Origin of the sequence: Pseudomonas sp. EA_105y_Pfl2_R69 (genome assembly GCF_963970915.1) — a bacterium.
In the GTDB taxonomy this organism is placed as follows: domain Bacteria; phylum Pseudomonadota; class Gammaproteobacteria; order Pseudomonadales; family Pseudomonadaceae; genus Aquipseudomonas.
This window is the reverse complement of record NZ_CAXAOO010000006.1, coordinates 141680-160491: the sequence shown is the minus strand read 5'-3', so window position 1 is coordinate 160491 and position 18812 is coordinate 141680. Positions and strand designations below refer to the sequence as shown.

Here is an 18812-nt window from a genome sequence, read left to right as displayed (position 1 = left end):
TATGTCGTCCTTTCTCGAAGCGATCGAAAACATCACCCCCCAGATCTACCAGAGCCTCAAGCTGGCCGTGGAGATCGGCAAATGGCCCGATGGCCGCAAGCTGACCCAGGAGCAGAAGGAGCTGACCCTGCAGGCGCTGATCGCCTGGGAAACCCACAACCTGCCGGAAGAACAGCGCATCGGTTATATGGGCCCGCAGGAATGCGGCTCGAAGTCCGAGCCGGTACCCAATCTGTTGTTCAAGTCCTCGGAAACCCTGCACTGATGATCGAGCTGGCCCGTGGTGCCCTGAGCAAAATGGCGGTGCAGCTGGATGCGCCGGTGCAGTACAGCTTTCGTCTGGGTGAAGAGCAGGTGGCGGTCAATCCGCTGATCGGCAAGCACCTGCGCCTGGAGTACCTGGGTGCGATTCACTGCAGCCATTGCGGGCGCAAGACCAAGAGCAGCTACAGCCAGGGTTATTGCTACCCCTGTATGCAAAAACTGGCGCAGTGCGATATCTGCATCATGAGTCCGGAGCGCTGCCACTATGACGCCGGCACCTGCCGCGAGCCGAGCTGGGGCGAGCAGTTCTGCATGACCGATCATGTGGTCTATCTGGCCAATTCCAGCGGCGTCAAGGTCGGTATCACCCGCGCCACGCAGATTCCCACCCGCTGGATCGATCAGGGGGCGAGTCAGGCCCTGCCGATTCTTCGGGTTGCCACCCGCCAGCAGTCCGGCTTCGTCGAAGACCTGTTGCGCAGCCAGGTGGCAGACAAGACCAATTGGCGCGCCCTGCTTAAAGGCGATGCCGCGCCGGTGGACCTGCTGGCGGTACGCGAGCAGCTGTTCGACAGCTGTGCGGCGGGCCTGACCGAATTGCAGCAGCGCTTCGGTATTCAGGCCATCCAGCCGCTCAGCGAGCAGGCGGTGGTGCAGATCCGTTACCCGATCGAGGCCTATCCGGCCAAGATCAGCAGTTTCAACCTGGACAAGAATCCGCTGGCCGAGGGCACCTTGCTGGGCATCAAGGGCCAGTACCTGATGTTCGACACCGGCGTGATCAATATCCGCAAATACAGCGCTTACCAGATCGCCATAAGCTGCCAGCCACACCCGGCCAGCTGACCTTAATCCTTACTCGCAGCGCCAAGCCTGAAGCTTGCAGCTGCCTCAGAGAGGCCCCCATGCGCACCGAACAGCCGAAGATGATCTACCTCAAGGACTACCAGGTTCCGGAGTATCTGATCGACGAGACGCACCTGACCTTCGAGTTGTTCGAGGATCACAGCCTGGTGCATGCGCAGTTGGTGATGCGTCGCAACCCGGCGGCCGGCAGTGGCTTGCCACCGCTGGTGCTGGACGGTCAGCAGCTGGAACTGCTGAGTGTGGCGCTCGATGACCGCGAGCTGAGCGCCGCCGATTACCAGCTGAGCGACAGCCACCTGACCCTGCAACCAACCGCCGCCAGCTTTGTGGTCGACAGCAGCGTGCGCATCCACCCGGAGCGCAACACCGCCCTGGAAGGCCTGTACAAGTCCGGTGGCATGTTCTGCACCCAGTGCGAGGCCGAGGGTTTTCGCAAGATCACCTACTACCTCGACCGCCCGGACGTGATGAGCAAGTTCACCACCACCCTGAGCGCCGAGCAGCACAGCTACCCGGTATTGCTGTCCAACGGCAACCCGATTGCCAGCGGCAGTGAAGAGGGCGGCCGGCACTGGGCGACCTGGGAAGACCCCTTTATGAAGCCGGCCTATCTGTTCGCCCTGGTCGCCGGTGATCTCTGGTGTGTGGAAGACAGCTTCACCACCATGAGCAACCGTGAGGTGGCGCTGCGTATCTATGTCGAGCCGGAGAATATCGACAAATGCCAGCACGCCATGGACAGCCTGAAAAAATCCATGAAGTGGGACGAAGAGGTCTACGGCCGCGAGTACGACCTGGATATCTTTATGATCGTCGCGGTCAACGACTTCAATATGGGGGCCATGGAGAACAAGGGCCTGAATATCTTCAACTCCAGCTGCGTGCTGGCCCGCGCCGAAACCGCCACCGACGCCGCCCACCAGCGGGTCGAGGCGGTGGTGGCCCACGAGTATTTCCACAACTGGTCGGGCAATCGGGTGACCTGCCGCGACTGGTTCCAGCTGTCGCTCAAGGAAGGCTTTACCGTATTCCGTGATGCCGAGTTCAGCGCCGACATGCACTCGCGCACGGTCAAGCGCATCGAGGACGTGGCCTACCTGCGCACCCACCAGTTCGCCGAAGACGCCGGCCCCATGGCCCACCCGGTGCGCCCGGACGCCTTTATGGAGATTTCCAACTTCTACACCCTGACCGTGTACGAGAAGGGTTCGGAGGTGGTGCGCATGATCCGCACCCTGGTCGGTGCCGAGGGCTTCCGCAAGGGCAGCGACCTGTACTTCGCCCGCCACGACGGCCAGGCGGTGACCTGTGACGACTTTATCCGCGCGATGGAGGAGGCCAACGGCATCGACCTGAGCCAGTTCAAGCGCTGGTACAGCCAGGCCGGCACGCCGCGCCTGGCGGTCAGCGAGCACTATGACGCCGCGGCCAGGACCTACAGCCTGAGCTTCCAGCAAAGCTGCCCTCCCTCCCCGGGGCAGGGCGACAAGCTGCCCTTCGTGATTCCCGTGGAGCTGGGCCTTATCAGTGCCCAGGGCCAGGCCTTGGCCCTGCGTCTGCAGGGCGAGGCGCAGGCCGGTGCGACCTCGCGGGTGTTCGCCATCGACCAGGCCGAGCAGGTGCTGACCTTTGTCGATATCGCCGAGCAGCCGCTGCCATCACTGCTGCGCGGCTTTTCCGCGCCGGTCAAGCTGAGCTTTCCCTACAGCCGCGACCAGCTGATGTTCCTGATGCAGCATGACAGCGATGGCTTCAATCGTTGGGAGGCCGGCCAGCAGCTGTCGGTGCAGGTGCTGCAGGAGCTGATCGGCCAGCATCAACGCGGCGAGCCCCAGGTGCTCGACCAGCGCCTGGTTACGGCCCTGCGCAGCGTATTGGCCGATGAGCAACTGGATCAGGCCATGGTCGCCGAGATGCTCTCGCTGCCGGGTGAGGCCTACCTCACGGAGATCAGCGCGGTGGCCGATGTCGAGGCCATTCACGCCGCCCGCGAGTTTGCCCGCCAGCAACTGTCGGCGGCGCTGTTCGATCTGCTGTGGGTGCGCTACCAGGCCAACCGCGAACTTTCCCGTGGCACCGCCTATATCGCCGAGGCCGAGCACTTCGCCCGGCGCAGCCTGCAGAACATCGCGCTGTCCTACCTGATGCTCAGCGGCAAGGCCGAGGTGTTGGCCGCCTGTCTGGAGCAGTTCGAGAGCGCCGACAATATGACCGAGCGCCTGACCGCCCTGGCGGTGTTGGTCAATTCGCCGTTCGAAGCCGAGAAGGCCGCCGCCCTGGCCAGCTTTGCCGACTTCTTCAAGGACAACCCGCTGGTCATGGATCAGTGGTTCAGTGTGCAGGCGGCCTGCGCCTTGCCTGGTGCGCTGCAGCGGGTCGAGCAGTTGATGCAGCACCCGGCCTTTACCCTGAAAAACCCGAACAAGGTGCGCGCCCTGATCGGTGCCTTTGCCGGGCAGAACCTGCAGGGCTTTCATCAGGCCGATGGCAGCGGCTACCGCTTCCTCGCCGATCAGGTGATCGTTCTCAATGCCCTCAACCCACAGATCGCCTCGCGCCTGCTGGCCCCGCTGACCCGCTGGGGCAAATACGACGGCGCTCGCCAGCAGCTGATGAAGGCCGAGTTGCAGCGCATCCTGGCATCGGGCGAGCTGTCCAGCGACGTCTTCGAAGTGGTGAGCAAAAGCCTGGTCGGCTGATGCGTCCCGTACCCGGCCGGATTGCAGGGCGCGCGCCCCAGCAGTTCGGCCGGCGTTTCTCTCCAGTCAGTTGCCGCTAGCGACAGCCTGCGCGCAGGTCGTTGCCTGGCCGCCAGGCCGCCGAACTTGTCGCGGTCGTCCCGTGCGTATCTTGTCCGACAAAACCCTTGGAAGTGTTACCCGCAATAATGCGGGTAACACTTTTGTGTTACTTGTTTGATTGTAAGAAAAGTTTGCAGGGATATAACCCGGCTTACTGGACTTGCGCAGGGTTGAAGTATCTGCACTCGCCGCCGGTTAAAACAACTTTGCGACCGACATATAGCGCCAGACTGTAGGACAAAACAGGTAATAAGTTGTGTTGTTTGGTGTCATTTGTACAGGGAATGATCAGTCATTAAATGAACGGTTTCCCGGAGGGTTTTTTCCGGGACGGTTTTTTATACACCTGTTTGAATTGGCACCATGGTTGCAGTGGCAACCCTGAACTGACCTCGTCTGGCCCGTGCCAGACAGTGGGGCGCGTGTAAGCGCATTGGAGGATATGGCTTCCAATCGACCTCTAAGGCTGTCGCTAGTACGGCCATCCCGCGCCCGGTAAAACCGGGCGCACATAAAAGAATGATCTGTTCGCGGAGTAAGTCTCGATGCTAATTAAGTTCCGTAAACCTGTACTGGGTTTTGCGCCGGCTGCTGCTGGTTTTGCCTTTGTCGGCATTCTGCCGCTGCTGTTGTCCACTCAGGTTCAGGCCGTGGAATTCAGCTTTGCCGATAATGAAATCAGCGGGTCCATCGATACCACCGTGTCCTATGGCCAGTTGTGGCGTGTGCAGGGTATCGACAAGACCAAGAACGATATCAATACCAACGACGGTAACCGCAACTTCGATACGGGCCTGGTTTCCGAGGTCTACAAGTTCACCACCGATCTGGAAGCGACTTATCAGAACTACGGTCTGTTCGTCCGGGGTTCTGCGTTCTATGACACGCAGATCATGGACAAGCGCAACGACTACCTGAACAACAACGACCCTGCGCAGCCCAACCAGAATCCCGGTCGTCCGAGCAGCTTCACCTATGAAACCCGCCACAGTGCCGGGCGTGGTGCGGAAATTCTCGACGCCTATATCTATGGCAACTGGGATGTGGCCGATATGCCGCTCACGGCGCGCGTGGGTCGGCAGGTGTTCAACTGGGGCGAAGGCCTGTTCTACCGCGGCGGGATCAACACCACCAACCCGGTGGATGCCGGCAAGTTCCGCCTGCCGGGTGCCGAGCTGAAAGAGGTGCTGGTGCCGGTCGAGGCGCTCAACTTCAATATCGGCCTGAGCGACAACCTCTCCATGGAGGCCTTCTACCAGTGGAACTGGAAAGAGACGGCCATCGATCCGGTGGGCACCTTCTTCTCGGAAACCGATCTGTTCGCCGCCGGCGGCGAAACCGCCTACACCACGGTCGAGGCGCTGAGTAGCCCAACTTTCCAGTCGCTCTACCCGAGCCTGGCCGCCGGCAACTTCGCCGGCCTGCAGGGCACCCAGTACCTCGATGCCAATGGCGTATTCAAGGTCGCCAATATAGGTTCGGATATCAATGCGAAGAACGACGGGCAGTTCGGTGTGGCCTTCCGTTATATCGCCGAAGAGCTCAACTCCACCGAATTCGGGTTCTTCTTCGTCAATTACCACGCCAAGGAACCGACCATCTACGCCGATCTGAACCGCAGCTACGCCGGCCTGGATATCGATCAGCTGGCTGGGTTGGGCGGTTTTGCCAGCTATGACGACCTGGTCGCTGCCGAGACTGCAGGCAACCTGGTGGCCGAACAGGTGCTGGGGCTGGTCAATGGTGCGGCGGCGGTGGATGTGGCGAACCAGGTCAATGGTCGTCGCGAATATGCCGAAGACATCCGCATGTATGGGCTGAGCTTCAACACCACGGTGGCCGAGGCCTCGGTGTTCGGTGAGCTGTCCTATCGGCCGAATCTGCCAATCGGCATTGCCACCACCAACGACCTGCTCGGCGATCTGCTGAGTCAGGCCGCGTTGCTGGGCGCTGGTCGTCCGGTGAATATCGGCGGCCAGGAGGTGACGATCACCGATCAGATCCATAACGGTACCCGGGTGGAGGCCTTCAACACGTCGCTGGGCACCATCTATAACTTTGGTCCGACCCTGAGCTTCGATTCGCTGTTCGGCGTGGCCGAACTGGCTTCCGAGCATATCCGTGGCGATAGCCTGCAGTACCTCGCCCATGACGGCAGCAACCGCTATTACGCGGGCCGGCCGAACGGTTCCTATGTCTCGGGTTATGAGCGCGACGCGCAGATCAACAAGAATGCCTACGGCTACACCCTGGTGCTATCCGGTACCTGGAACGACGTATATGCCGGCGTGAATCTCTCGCCATTCGCCGTGTACAAACACGACTTCGAAGGCAACTCGCACCAGACCGGCAACTTTATCGAAGGTCGTCAGGCCTACACCCTGGGCATGCGGGCCAACTACCTGAACAGCCTGGAAGCAGAAGTGCAGTACACCGAGTTCTACGGCGCGGGCCAGAACAACTCGGGCACCGACCGCGACAATATCGGCATCAACGTCAAGTACTCCTTCTAACCCAAACGAGCAGTAGCGGGCGGCTGTGGCTGCCCGGTCGATGATTTATCACGGAGAAATACCATGCTGAAAAAGCATACCCTGGTCGCTGCCGCCATTGCCCTGGCGCTGTCTGCCGGTAGCGCGCTGGCTGCCGTTGCCCCTGCGGAGGCGGCCAAACTGGGGTCCAGCCTGACCCCCTTCGGTGCCGAGAAAGCCGGCAACGCGGCCGGTACCATTCCCGAGTGGACCGGCGGCATCACCCAGGTGCCTGCGGCCTACAAGACCCCGGGCCAGCACCACCCGGATCCGTTCGCCGATGACAAGCCGCTGTTCACCATCACCAAGGCCAATCTGGATCAGTACAAGGCCAACCTGACCCCGGGTCAGATTGCCATGTTCGATACCTACCCCAGCAGCTACCAGATGCCGGTGTATCCAACCCGTCGTTCCGGCTCCGCGCCGCAGTGGGTGTATGACAACAGCATCAAGAACGCCAGCACGGCCAAGCTGATCGACGGTGGCAACGGCTTCAGCGATGCCTACGGCGGCATCCCCTTCCCGATTCCGCAGAGCGGCGTGGAAGCGTTGTGGAACCACATCGCCCGTTATCGCGGTACCTATATCGTGCGTCGCGCCTCGGAAGTGGCGGTGCAGCGCAATGGCAGCTACTCCCTGGTGACCTCGCAGCAGGAAGCCATGTTCAAGTTCTACAACCCGAAAGGCACGGCCGCGGACCTGAACAACATCATGTTCTACTACCTGTCCTTCACCAAGAGCCCGGCACGTCTGGCCGGCGGTGCGGTGCTGGTGCACGAGACCCTGGATCAGGTCAAGGAGCCGCGTCAGGCCTGGGGCTACAACGCCGGCCAGCGTCGCGTACGTCGCGCGCCGAACCTGGCCTATGACACCCCGATCGCTGCCGCTGACGGCCTGCGTACTGCCGACGACACCGACATGATCAACGGTTCGCCGGATCGTTATGACTGGAAGCTGCTGGGCAAGAAGGAAATCTACATTCCCTACAACAGCTACAAGGTCACCAGCCCTGAGGTCAAATACGAGGACCTGCTGCAAGTCGGTCACCTCAATCCGGCGTTCACCCGCAACGAGCTGCACCGTGTATGGGTCGTCGAGGGCACCCTCAAGTCCAGCGCCCGGCACATCTACTCCAAGCGTACCCTGTACCTTGACGAGGACAGCTGGCAGGCCGCAGTGGTCGATCAGTACGACGGTCGCGGCGAGTTGTGGCGCGTGTCCATTGCCTACCTGAAGAACTACTACGATCTGCCGACCACCTGGTCGGCCCTGGACAGCTTCCACGATCTGCAGGCGCGCCGTTATCACGTGCAGAACCTGGACAACGAAGAGTCGAGCACCATCGACTTCAGCCAGGCGATTCCGGACGATGGTTATTTCAAACCGGCGGCCCTGCGTCGCCGCGGTACACGTTAATCCCGTGTAGAGTGGGCAAAAGGCCGCTACTGTTGTAGCGGCCTTTTCTATTGGTTGTCGGTCGAACGGGGTCGCAAGGTGCTGGCGGGTTTAACAAAACATAACGTCGCGCCGATTGTCAGGCCTTTTCAAAGCTCAGTAGGATAGACGGCTCTGCTATAACGGTAGTGCTACCTATAAGAATAAGGGGGAAGGTATATGAGTGAGCCCGTCATGCGGCGCACCCAGGCCGGTCATGTTGTGGGGCTACCCCGCACGTCGGCGTTGCGCGTCCATTCGCCGCTGGCTAAAGCGCTCTCGCTGTGCAGTGTGCTGTCCGTGCTGATGTTTGCCGCTGCGCCCGCGTCCGCGCAAAGCGCCAGCGATGCGGCCAGCGGCTATTCGATCGAGTCGGCACAGGCGCAGCACAGCCTGCTGCTGGATGTGGCCAGTCCCGGCAAGCGTCTGGTGACTGTGGGTGATCGCGGTCACATCCTGTTCTCCGAGGACAATGGCGCTAGCTGGACCCAGGCCAAGGTGCCGACCAAGCAGCTGCTCACGGCCGTGTTCTTTATCGACGACCAGCACGGCTGGGCGGTCGGTCACGATGCACAGATCCTCGCCAGCAGCGATGGCGGTGCGACCTGGGTCAAGCAGTTCGAGGACCTGGAACGTGAAGCCCCGCTGCTGGATGTCTGGTTCAAGGACCGCAACAACGGTTATGCCGTCGGTGCCTACGGTGCCTTGCTGGAAACCACCGATGGCGGTGCCAGCTGGGAAGACATCAGCGAGCGTATGGACAACGAAGACGGTTATCACCTGAATGCCATCACCGAGGTCAAGAATTCCGGTCTGTTTGCTGTCGGCGAGCAGGGCGCGATGTTCCGTTCCCTCGACTGGGGGCAGACCTGGGAGACCCTGGAAGGGCCTTACGAGGGTTCCCTGTTCGGTGCGCTGGGTACCGATGAGCCAGCGACCCTGCTGGTCTACGGCCTGCGCGGACACCTGTTCCGCTCGGCGGATTTCGGTACGACCTGGGAGCAGATCCGCCTGGATACGGCGAACAATGGTCCCCTGGAGTTTGGCCTGTCCGACGGCAACCGTCTGGCCGATGGCTCTATTGTGGTGGTCGGACATGGCGGCACCGTGCTGAAAAGCACCGATAACGGCCGTAGCTTCAGCGTGACCAATCGTGTCGACCGGCTTTCGCTGGCAGGCATTGCAGCAATGGATAACGGCAATCTGATTCTGGTAGGGCAGGGCGGCGTGCATGTCGCTGCGCCTACTGGCGCCGATCTGGGCCAACAACAATAAGCCGGGAGCCTTTGCATGAGTAAGCATCAACAACAACCTGCGTCGTTTCTCGAGCGGTTGATTTTCAACAATCGTCCGGCCGTGATTTTGCTGTGCCTGTTGATCAGTATTTTCCTGTTTTTCCAGGCGGCGCAGGTGCGTCCGCAAACCAGCTTCGAGAAGATGATTCCGCTGGGCCATCCCTATATCCAGAAGATGCTCGAACACCGCAACGACCTGGCCAACCTGGGCAACACCGTGCGCATCTCGGTGGAAGCGGTGGATGGCGACATCTTCAGCAAGGAATATATGGAGACGCTGCGTCAGATCAATGACGAAGCCTTCTATATCCCCGGCGTCGACCGTTCCGGCCTGAAGTCGCTGTGGAGTCCGAGCGTACGCTGGACCGAAGTGACCGAGGAAGGTTTTGCCGGCGGCGAAGTGATCCCGCAGACCTACGATGGTTCGACCGAAAGCCTTGAGGAGCTGCGCAGCAATATCCTTAAGTCCGGGCAGATCGGCCGTCTGGTGGCCAACAACTTCAAGTCGAGCATCGTCGACTTGCCGTTGCTGGAAACCTACGCCGACCCGAACGATCAGAGCAAGCAGATCCCTCTTGACTACCAGAAGTTCTCCCACGAGCTGGAAGAGAAGATCCGCGAGAAGTACCAGGCGCAGAACCCCAACGTCAAAGTGCATATCATCGGCTTCGCCAAGAAGGTCGGTGACCTGATCGATGGCCTGGTCGGCGTGGCCCTGTTCTTCGCGGTGGCCATCGGCATTACCTTCGTCCTGCTGCTGTGGTTCACCAACTGTTTCAAGAGCACCCTGACGGTGGTCATCACCACTCTGATCGCGGTGACCTGGCAGCTCGGCCTGTTGCATACCCTGGGCTTCGGTCTCGACCCCTACTCGATGCTGGTGCCGTTCCTGGTCTTCGCCATCGGTATTTCCCACGGCGTGCAGAAGATCAACGGCATTGCCATGGCCTCCGGCGAGGCGACCGACTCGCTGTCCGCGGCGCGCATGGCGTTCCGTCAGCTGTTTATCCCGGGTCTGGTGGCCCTGCTGTCGGATGCGGTGGGCTTTATCACCTTGCTGCTGATCGATATCGGCGTGATCCGTGAACTGGCCATCGGCGCGTCCATGGGTGTGGCGGTGATCATCCTGACCAACCTGATCCTGCTGCCGGTGATGATTTCCTATATTGGCATCAGCAAGCGGGCGGTGCGCCTGAGCAAGGAGAGCGCGGCCAAGGATCATCCGCTATGGCGTCTGATCTCCAACTTCGCCCACCCCATGGTCGCGCCGATTTCGGTGGTGATCGCGCTGGTCGCCCTCGGTGGCGGGGTCTGGTACGGCCAGAACCTGAAGATCGGCGACCTCGACCAGGGCGCGCCGGAGCTGCATCCGGATTCGCGCTACAACCTGGACAACGACTTCGTCATCCGCAACTACTCGACCAGTTCCGATGTGCTGGTGATCATGGTCAAGACGGCCGCCGAGGGCTGTTCGACCTACCGCACGCTGTCGGCCATGGACGAGCTGATGTGGACCATGGAAAACACCGACGGTGTGCAGTCGGCGATTTCCATGGTTACCGTGTCGCGTCAGGTGATCAAGGGCATGAACGAGGGCAACCTGAAATGGGAAACCCTGTCGCGTAACCAGGACGTGCTGAACAACTCCATTGCCCGGGCCGATGGCCTGTACAACTCCGATTGCTCGGTGGCTCCGCTGCTGGTGTTCCTCACCGACCACAAGGCCGAGACCCTGTCCCGGGCCGTGGCCGTGGCGGAAGACTTCGCCAAGGAGAACAACCAGGAAGGTCTGGAGTTTATCCTGGCGGCGGGTAATGCCGGCATCGAGGCGGCGACCAACGAAGTCATCGCCGCCTCCGAGACCACCATGCTGATCGCCGTCTACGCGGCCGTGAGCATCATGTGCCTGCTGACTTTCCGCTCCCTGGCCGCCACCCTCTGCGTGATCCTGCCGCTGGTGCTGACCTCGGTGCTGGGCAACGCGCTGATGGCTTATATGGGCATCGGGGTGAAGGTGGCGACCCTGCCGGTGATCGCCCTGGGCGTGGGTATCGGTGTCGACTACGGCATCTATATCTACAGTCGCCTGGAATCGTTCCTGCGCCAGGGCCTGTCGTTGCAGGAGGCTTACTACGAGACCCTCAAGTCCACCGGTAAGGCCGTGCTGTTCACCGGTGTGTGCCTGGCCATCGGTGTGGCCACCTGGATCTTCTCGGCGATCAAGTTCCAGGCCGATATGGGCCTGATGCTGACCTTTATGTTCCTCTGGAACATGATCGGCGCGATCTGGCTGCTGCCGGCCCTGGCCCGCTTCCTGATCAATCCGGAGAAGCTGCGCAACAAGGCCTGAGCCTGACGCGCAGTCGCACTACTAAAAACCGCGGCCCCTGGGTCGCGGTTTTTTTATGGGCTATGGACTCGTTAGGTGTTGCTGATGGCTTTGTAGGGGCGGGCTTGCCCGCGATGCTGTCTGCACAAATAAATGACCACAGCCCATCCCGTGGTCTGTGCGCGTGTCAGATTCGTCGCCCGGATGAGTGCTGCGTAAACGAGCATTTCCCGGATTTCATCCGGGCTACGGACTGTGTTGCGTTCAGGAGTCGTCTGACTTCGTAGGGTGCGCTGTGCGCACCAGCATCGCTGGCAGACTCTTGGTGCGCGGGCCCCGCGTCATCCGATCTACTGTGCCTCTGCAGCTAGTTGTAGGGTGGACAACGCCCATGCAGCGCTAAGCGTTTTAGCCACGAGCTTTGAATCGCTGTGATCGCGGCTAAAGCCCCTCCCACGGTCTGGGTTTGGAACTACCGACTAGCGCGGATACAGCGGTGGCAGCGCCCCGGCTTCCGGGTTGGCGTTGCTCTCGGGATTTGCCACCGCCGGCAGGCTGCGGATCGCCAGCCACAGGTTGCGCCCCTGCCAATGCTGGCCGCTCTCGCTGTAGAGCGCGCCATTGAGGCCGTCCAGGGCGTCGGACAGCGGGGTAAAGCGTGCGGCCATATCGGCCAGGGTTTCCGGCTGCTGTCGGGCCCAGGCGTCGAGCGCGTGGCGGGTGGCCTGGGAATCGTTGGCCAGGCAGCTGCGCTTGAGGTCCTCGAGCAGGTTGCGCGGGCTGGGCCCGGCCTGCTGGTGGGGCATCACGGCCGGCTGACGGCGGGCGCGCCACCACAGGGCAAAGCCGAACAGGGTGGTCAGGCTGAGCAGGGCGCTGCTCAGCTGCCAGGGCCACAGCGGCGGGCCCGGTTGCAGGGTGGCCGGGGCGGGTTGCAGTGGGCTGTCCTGCGCCTCCAGGCTGGGGTTGCTGGCCACCTGCAGGGTGAGGGCTGGCAGGCGGGCGATTTCCAGGCGATCTTCCTCGGTGTTCCACCAGGGAACTTCGACCGCCGCCAGTTCCAGCGCGCCGCTGCGGTTGGGCACCAGGGCTTCGCGCTCCTCGCGGCTACCGGTCAGACCCGTTTCGCCGGCCTGGTTGGCCAGTTGCGGCTGGTCGGGGTAACGCCGCAGGTCCTGCCCGCGGGTGGCCGGCAGAGGCGGTAGCTGGGCGCTGGAGAGTCCCTCGACCTTGAGCAGGATGCTGCGGGTCAGCGATTCACCGGCCCGGGCCTGCTCCGGCTGCGGGCTCCAGACCTCGGCCAGGCTCAGGGTGCGGGCGGGTAGCCAGGGGGCGTCGGCCGGGTAGCCGGCGGGCTTGGCCTTGACCTGCAGGGGAATCTCCGGCGACTTGACCCGGGTCACCCTGCCGGTGCGAGGGCCGAAGGGGTTGAAGTCATCGTTGCGCGAGCGATCCACCGCCGTGGCGCTGAACACCTGGGCGGGGATCAGCAGTTCGCCGCTTTCCTGGGGGAAGATGGCGTAGCGCAGTTCGATCACGCCATGGCGAATGCCATTGATCTCCCGCTCATAGGTGCGCGCCTCGCCCAACGCCTCGACACGGGCCTGGGGGATTTCCAGCGGGCTCAGGCTGCTGTCGTCGTACAGCGAAACCGAATGGTAGATGCGCAGGGTCAGCAGCGCCTGCGCCTGCACATAGACACTCTCCTGGTCCAGGCTGGCGTCGATAAACACCGGAGCAAGCCGGTCGCTGGCCTGACTGGCGCTGTCCTGGACATGCAGGGTGATGGCCTGGGTCCGGTTGTCGCCCAGATTCAGGGGCGGGATCACCACATAGCCGCTCTGCCTGGGTTGCAGAGTGACGAGCCAGCGGGTGACGGCCCGGGCCTGGTTGTTGATGCTGCTCAGGCGATTGACCTGGCGCGTGCCCAGCACCTCGAACAGGGCGCTTAACGGTTCCAGGTCGGGCTTGCTGAAACGCGTCGAATCATCCGACTCGAGGGTCAGCTCGACGCTTTCGCCGACGCTTAGGCGCGTGCGATCGACGCTGGCGGTGAAGGTCTGGGCGCTGGCCGAGCAGGCCAGCAGGCCGAGAATCAGGGTGCAGAGCAGACGACTCATTGAATGTGTTCCTGACGCTGTTGTTCCAGCCAGAATTTACGCCGCAGCAGTTCGCCCGGATCATCGGGTATCTGCCGCAACCATTGTTCCAGGGCCTGCCGCCGCTCACCGTTGGTGGCGGGGTCGGTGGCGGCGAACTGCTGTTCGCCGTCGCCCTCATCCGGTGCGTCGGGCGGCGGCGCGCCGGGTTCTTCGCCCGGTGGCGGCTGTTGCTCGGTCGGCTGCGGCGGCTCAGCGCCGCCGGCCGGGGGCGGTGTGGCCTGGGGCTCACCGTCGCGCTGTCCGCCCGGGGGCGCTGGCGACGGGCTGTCGGTCTGGTTGGCGGACTCCTGGGCGGCATCCGGCTCGGCGGCTTGCTGTTGCCGCTCGCGTAGCAGTTCTTCGATCAGGGCCTTGTTGGTCTGCGCCTGGGTCAGTTCGGGTTGCAGCTCCAGGGCCTGGCTGTAAGCCTCCAGTGCGGCCTCCAGTTCGTTGCTATGGGCCAGGGCATTGCCGCGGTTGTAGTGGTCTGCCGCCGATTCGCCGGCGGCAAAGCGCTCGGCCGCCGCAGCGTAGTCGCCGGCCTGGTACAGGGCCACGCCTTGCCACTGGCGATGCTTGAAGTGCTGCGCCGCCTGGGCCGGTTGCTGCGCCTCGAGCAGGCGCTGGCCCTGCTGGTCGGCGCGCAGCCAGAGGTCGGCGAAGTCGAAGGCGTAGCTGTTTTGTGGCAGGCCCGCCAGCAGCAGGGGCAGGCACAGCAACCAGCCGCGCCGTGCGGCGCAGGCGGCCAGCAGGAGTAACGGTAGAAGCAGCCAGTGACCCTGGTCGGCCCAGGCCTGCAGTTGGGTCGGTTCGCCGTCGCTGCGCAGGCGTTCGGGACCATCGAGCAGGCCGAGGCTGCGCAGGTCGCGCTGATCCAGGGTGGCCTGTTGGAAACGCCCGCCGATCTCGCGGAGAAAGGCACTCAGGCTGGCGCTGTCCAGGCGCGGGATAAGGATTGCGCCCTGCCGGTCCTTGAGGAAGGAGCCGTCCTCCTGAATGATCGGCGCACCCTGGGCGCTGCCGATGCCGAGCATCTGCAGGCGTTCGTCGCGGCCGTCCAAGGCCTGAGCGATGCCCTGGCGTTCCTGCTTGCTGAGGGCGCTGCCGAGCAACAGCAGCCGGCCCTGGCCTTGCTGGCCCTGCTGGAGCAGCTGCAGGGCCCTGAGCACGGCCAGATCGGCACGTTGTCCGGGCTCGGGCATGATCGAGGGCTTGAGGGCGTCGAGCAGGTTGCGGCTGGTGCTCAGGTCATCGGACAGCGGCACCAGGGTGTGGGCGCTGCCGGCATAGACGACGATGGCGGTTTGCGCATCCTGGCGGGCTTCCAGCAGGTCGAGCAGCTTGCGCCTGGCCTGTTCCAGGCGATTGGGCGAGGCGTCGCTGGCCAGCATCGCCGGGGTCAGTTCGAGCAGGACCACCAGTGGGTCGGCCGGCTTCAGCTTGTTCTGTTCGATGCGTTGCCAGCTGGGGCCGAGTAAGGCCAGCAAGGCCAGCAGCCAGGCCAGCCCCAGAGCGATCCAGGGCAGACGGCTGTTGCGCCCGCTGCCCGGCGTCAGCAGCACGCTGTGAAAGGCCGCCGGAAGCAGGGCCTGCCAGTGCCCGCTGCGTTTTTTCCGGTGCCAGAGTTGCCACAGCAGCGTGCCCAGCAGCGGCAGTAGAAGCAGCCAGAAGGGGCGCAACCAGTGGGGCCAGAGGCTGTTGCCGGCCAACTCGATCATGACGGCCTCCTCGGATAGCGGTTGGCCACGGCACGCAGGCGTTGCGACAGGCCAGGCCACAGCGTACGTGCGACCAGCAGCAGGCTCAAGAGCAGAGCCGCGCTCAGGGGCCAGGGGTACAGCGGCAGGCTCGGGCGGGCCAGGGTGGGGTTCTGCGCCACGGGTTCGAGGCGGTCGAGGGTGGCCTCTATGCGTTGCAGCTCCTGGCTGTCGCGGGCGCGGAAGTATTCGCCGCCGCTGGCCTCGGCAATTGCGCGCAGGCTGGTTTCGTCCAGATCCAGGCTCGGGTTGAAGCCGAACATGCCCAGTACCCCATCTTCCTGCGGGTCGGCCCCGATGCCGATGGTGTAGATACGGATCTGTTCGTCGGCGGCCAGGCGGGCGGCGAGCAAGGGGTCGAGTTCGCCGCTGTTGTTGGCCCCGTCGGTCACCAGCACCAGCACCCGGCTGTCCGCCGGGCGTTGGCGCAGGCGCTTGACGGCCAGGCCGATGGCGTCGCCGATGGCGGTTTGCGGGCCGGCTATATTCTGCTGCGCCTCGTCCAGCCAGAAGCGCACGGTCTGGCGGTCGAAGGTCAGCGGCGATTGCAGGTAGGCGCGGCTGCCGAACAGGATCAGGCCGACCCGGTCGCCCTGGCGGCCTTCGATAAAGTCGCCGAGCAGCTGCTTGACCAGGCTCAGGCGGCTGACCTGCTGGTCTTCCCAGCGCATGTCGGCGTAATCCATGGAGCCGGACACATCCACCGCCAGCAGCAGGTCGCGTCCGCTGGCGGGCATGGGCAGCGGGGCCCCGAGCCATTGCGGGCGCGCCGTGGCCAGCAGCAGCAGGCCCCAGAGCAGGACAAACGGCAACTGCTGCCGCCAGCTTGGCAGGCGGGCGCGGGCATGTTGCCCGGTCAGGTGTTGCAGTTCGGCGATAAAGCTGATGTTCAGGGCCGCCTCGCCGCTGTCCGCTGCGGGCAGCAGCCGGCGCAACAGCCAGGGCAGCGGGGCGAGCAGGAAAACCCAGGGCCAGGCGAATTCAAACATGCTTGCGAATCCAGATGGCCACGGCCTGGTCGAGACCGGCGATGGCCTTGTCGTCGAGGGTGCAGTGCGGCCGATAGGTGCCCTCGACCAGGATCATCCAGCGGGTCAGGCCGGCGGCCGGGCAGCGGCTGTCGAGAAAGGCCAGCCAGGCGCGGCTGCTCAGGGTATGGCTGTTGCCTTGCGGGTAGCGTTCGCGGCACAGGCGCTTGAGGATGGCATTGAGCTGTTGCAACCAGGGGCCGGCATCGACGCCGTCGTAGGGTTTGCTCAGCTGCGCCAGTTCATCCAGCGCGGCCTGGCGTACCGGGTCCAGGGGGGCTTCGCCCTGCTCGGCAGCGGCCTTGCGCGGCAAACGTTTAAGCAGCTTGAACACACCCCAAAGCAGCAGGGGTAGCAGCGCCGCGAGCAGCCACCAGCCCGGTGCCGGCGGCCACCAGCCGATCGCCGGCGGGGCGATCAGCGGTTCGAGCCGTTCCAGCGCGGTCACGGGGTTTTCCTCGGGCGCTGGGCGTTCAGGTGTTCGCGCAGTTGTTCGATCATTTCCGTCTGGGTACTCAAGGCCAGCAGCGGCACCCCGAGCTTTTGCGCCAGGCGCTGCCAGCGTGCCTGGCGCGCCTGGCCCAGGCTGCGATAGGCCTGGCGCAGGTCGGCGTCATGGGTGTCCAGCTCAAGCTGCGCACCCCGCTCGGCAAAGCGCAGCAGGCCGGCGGCGGGCAGGGCATGATCGAGGGGGTCGGACAGGGGCAGTAGCAGCAGGTCGATATGCCGGGCCAGGAGCTGCAGCTGCTGTTCGCTGTTGTCGCCCAGGGTGCGCTCGTCGCAGATCAGCACCACCAGGCTGCCGGGGCGCAGCACCTCGCGGGCGCGGCGCAAGGCCAGGGCCAGGCTGTCGCGGTTGCCGGCGGTGCTGCCGGACAGCGCCTGATTGGCGCGCACCAGGCGGCTGAGCAATTGCAGCAGGCTCTGCTTGCTGCGCCGCGGCTTGATTTCATGGTGTTCCAGGTCGCCGAAGACCAGGCCGCCGATGCGGTCGTTATGGCCCAGGGCGGCCCAGCCGATCAGGCCGGCGGCCTGGGCGGCGAGTACCGATTTGAACACCAGCCCCGAGCCGAAAAACAGCCGGGCGCTCTGCTCGACGAGGATATAGATCGGCCGCTCGCGTTCTTCGTGGAACAGCTTGGTGTGCGGCTCCTGGGTGCGCGCGGTAACCCGCCAGTCGATGCTGCGCACATCGTCGCCGGCCTGGTAGGCACGCACCTGATCGAAGTCGACGCCGCGTCCGCGCAGCTTGGAGTGGTGCAGGCCGATCAGCGGGCTGCGCTGCGCCGGGGTGGAAAACAGCTGCACCTCGCGCACGCGGTGACGCATCTCGATCAGCTCGCCGAGGCTGATGCGTACACCGGGTTGGGGCGGTTGGTCATGCATGGCGATCAGGCGACCGCCACTACATCGAGAATGCGCTGCACCACGCGGTCCTGGTCGATGCCGGCGGCTTCCGCCTCGAACGACAGGATGATGCGGTGGCGCAGTACGTCGAACAGCACCGCCTGGATATCTTCGGGGCTGACGAAATCGCGCCCGGCCAGCCAGGCGTGGGCGCGGGCGCAGCGATCAAGGGCAATCGAGCCGCGCGGGCTGGCCCCGTAGGCGATCCACTCGGCCAGCTCCGGGTCGAACTTGGCCGGGGTGCGCGAGGCCATCACCAGTTGCACCAGGTATTCCTCCACCGCATCGGCCATATACAGGCCGAGGATTTCCTGGCGCGCGGCGAAGATCGCCTGCTGGCTGACCCGCTGCTCGGGCTTGGTTTCGCCATTGAGCGCTTCGCCACGAGCCTGGGCGAGGATCTTGCGTTCCACGCTGGCATCCGGGAAGCCTATCTTGACGTGCATGAGGAAGCGGTCGAGCTGGGCTTCGGGCAGCGGGTAGGTGCCTTCCTGCTCGATCGGGTTCTGTGTGGCCATCACCAGAAACAGCGGCGACAGGTGATAGGTGCTGCGGCCCACGCTGACCTGGCGTTCGGCCATGGCCTCGAGCAGCGCCGACTGGACCTTGGCCGGGGCGCGGTTGATTTCGTCCGCCAGCACCAGGTTGTGGAAGATCGGCCCCTGCTGAAACACGAAGCTGCCGGTTTCCGGGCGGTAGATCTCGGTGCCGGTGATATCGGCCGGGAGCAGGTCGGGGGTGAACTGAATGCGATGGAATTCCGCCTCGATGCCTTCGGCCAGTTCCTTGATCGCCTTGGTCTTGGCCAGACCGGGAGCGCCTTCAACCAGCATATGGCCGTCGGCGAGCAGGGCAATCAGCAGCCTTTCGATGAGTTTTTCCTGGCCGAGTATCTGTGTTGAAAGAAAATGTCGCAGCGCGACAAGCGCTTCACGGTGTTCCATCGTTAAGCTCATCC

The 18812-nt window shown here is 63.6% G+C and carries 13 protein-coding genes; 7 read left to right on the top strand and 6 right to left on the bottom strand.

Features of this window, described 5'->3' with window-relative positions:
- Position 1: 1 nt before the first annotated feature.
- From AACY13_RS17350 to AACY13_RS17320, 7 genes are all read left to right on the top strand, one after another.
- Positions 2-265: a YeaC family protein gene (locus tag AACY13_RS17350; protein ID WP_339462826.1), complete on the top strand. Its 264-nt coding sequence runs from the start codon at positions 2-4 to the stop codon at positions 263-265.
- Positions 265-1110 (top strand): DUF2797 domain-containing protein, encoded by an 846-nt coding sequence (locus AACY13_RS17345; RefSeq protein ID WP_339462825.1) that lies wholly within the window; start codon positions 265-267, stop codon positions 1108-1110. Before AACY13_RS17350 ends, AACY13_RS17345 begins: the two co-directional genes overlap by 1 nt.
- Before the next feature lie 59 nt (positions 1111-1169).
- Positions 1170-3830 (top strand): aminopeptidase N, encoded by a 2661-nt coding sequence (pepN, locus tag AACY13_RS17340; protein WP_339462824.1) that lies wholly within the window; start codon positions 1170-1172, stop codon positions 3828-3830.
- A gap of 647 nt (positions 3831-4477) precedes the next feature.
- Entirely contained in the window at positions 4478-6445 is a 1968-nt protein-coding gene (locus AACY13_RS17335) for a DUF1302 domain-containing protein (RefSeq protein ID WP_339462823.1), read from the top strand.
- Between the two features lie 63 nt (positions 6446-6508).
- Positions 6509-7879, top strand: coding sequence for a DUF1329 domain-containing protein (locus AACY13_RS17330; RefSeq protein WP_339462822.1), 1371 nt, complete (start codon positions 6509-6511; stop codon positions 7877-7879).
- A 198-nt stretch (positions 7880-8077) separates the two neighbouring features.
- The gene (locus AACY13_RS17325) at positions 8078-9172 is read left to right on the top strand and encodes a WD40/YVTN/BNR-like repeat-containing protein (RefSeq protein WP_339462821.1); all 1095 of its coding nucleotides are present in this window, start codon (positions 8078-8080) and stop codon (positions 9170-9172) included.
- Positions 9173-9187: 15 nt separating this feature from the next.
- A complete protein-coding gene (locus tag AACY13_RS17320) occupies positions 9188-11542 on the top strand; it encodes an efflux RND transporter permease subunit (protein ID WP_339462820.1) in 2355 nt (784 codons plus the stop codon).
- A gap of 458 nt (positions 11543-12000) precedes the next feature.
- Here AACY13_RS17320 and AACY13_RS17315 read toward each other — a convergent pair whose 3' ends face one another.
- From AACY13_RS17315 to AACY13_RS17290, 6 genes are read right to left on the bottom strand one after another with little or no spacing between them, the layout of a single operon-like run.
- Positions 12001-13641 (bottom strand): BatD family protein, encoded by a 1641-nt coding sequence (locus AACY13_RS17315; RefSeq protein ID WP_339462819.1) that lies wholly within the window; start codon positions 13639-13641, stop codon positions 12001-12003.
- Entirely contained in the window at positions 13638-15380 is a 1743-nt protein-coding gene (locus tag AACY13_RS17310; protein ID WP_339462818.1) for a VWA domain-containing protein, read from the bottom strand. Before AACY13_RS17310 ends, AACY13_RS17315 begins: the two co-directional genes overlap by 4 nt.
- On the bottom strand, positions 15377-16408 hold the full coding sequence (locus AACY13_RS17305) for a vWA domain-containing protein (RefSeq protein WP_339462817.1): 1032 nt from the start codon (positions 16406-16408) through the stop codon (positions 15377-15379). Before AACY13_RS17305 ends, AACY13_RS17310 begins: the two co-directional genes overlap by 4 nt.
- A complete protein-coding gene (locus AACY13_RS17300; RefSeq protein WP_339462816.1) occupies positions 16401-16895 on the bottom strand; it encodes a DUF4381 domain-containing protein in 495 nt (164 codons plus the stop codon). The genes AACY13_RS17305 and AACY13_RS17300 overlap by 8 nt, the downstream gene beginning before the upstream one ends.
- Positions 16892-17833 (bottom strand): DUF58 domain-containing protein, encoded by a 942-nt coding sequence (locus tag AACY13_RS17295; protein WP_339462815.1) that lies wholly within the window; start codon positions 17831-17833, stop codon positions 16892-16894. The genes AACY13_RS17300 and AACY13_RS17295 overlap by 4 nt, the downstream gene beginning before the upstream one ends.
- A gap of 5 nt (positions 17834-17838) precedes the next feature.
- Entirely contained in the window at positions 17839-18798 is a 960-nt protein-coding gene (locus tag AACY13_RS17290; protein ID WP_325509297.1) for an AAA family ATPase, read from the bottom strand.
- Positions 18799-18812 lie beyond the last annotated feature (14 nt).

Bases quoted from the DNA above. Each gene is read 5' to 3' on its own strand.
- AACY13_RS17350 (WP_339462826.1), top strand. From the start codon at position 2: ATGTCGTCCTTTCTCGAAGCGATCGAAAACATCACCCCCCAGATCTAC.
- AACY13_RS17345 (WP_339462825.1), top strand. From the start codon at position 265: ATGATCGAGCTGGCCCGTGGTGCCCTGAGCAAAATGGCGGTGCAGCTG.
- pepN (WP_339462824.1), top strand. From the start codon at position 1,170: ATGCGCACCGAACAGCCGAAGATGATCTACCTCAAGGACTACCAGGTT.
- AACY13_RS17335 (WP_339462823.1), top strand. From the start codon at position 4,478: ATGCTAATTAAGTTCCGTAAACCTGTACTGGGTTTTGCGCCGGCTGCT.
- AACY13_RS17330 (WP_339462822.1), top strand. From the start codon at position 6,509: ATGCTGAAAAAGCATACCCTGGTCGCTGCCGCCATTGCCCTGGCGCTG.
- AACY13_RS17325 (WP_339462821.1), top strand. From the start codon at position 8,078: ATGAGTGAGCCCGTCATGCGGCGCACCCAGGCCGGTCATGTTGTGGGG.
- AACY13_RS17320 (WP_339462820.1), top strand. From the start codon at position 9,188: ATGAGTAAGCATCAACAACAACCTGCGTCGTTTCTCGAGCGGTTGATT.
- AACY13_RS17315 (WP_339462819.1), bottom strand. From the start codon at position 13,641: ATGAGTCGTCTGCTCTGCACCCTGATTCTCGGCCTGCTGGCCTGCTCG.
- AACY13_RS17310 (WP_339462818.1), bottom strand. From the start codon at position 15,380: ATGATCGAGTTGGCCGGCAACAGCCTCTGGCCCCACTGGTTGCGCCCC.
- AACY13_RS17305 (WP_339462817.1), bottom strand. From the start codon at position 16,408: ATGTTTGAATTCGCCTGGCCCTGGGTTTTCCTGCTCGCCCCGCTGCCC.
- AACY13_RS17295 (WP_339462815.1), bottom strand. From the start codon at position 17,833: ATGCATGACCAACCGCCCCAACCCGGTGTACGCATCAGCCTCGGCGAG.
- AACY13_RS17290 (WP_325509297.1), bottom strand. From the start codon at position 18,798: ATGGAACACCGTGAAGCGCTTGTCGCGCTGCGACATTTTCTTTCAACA.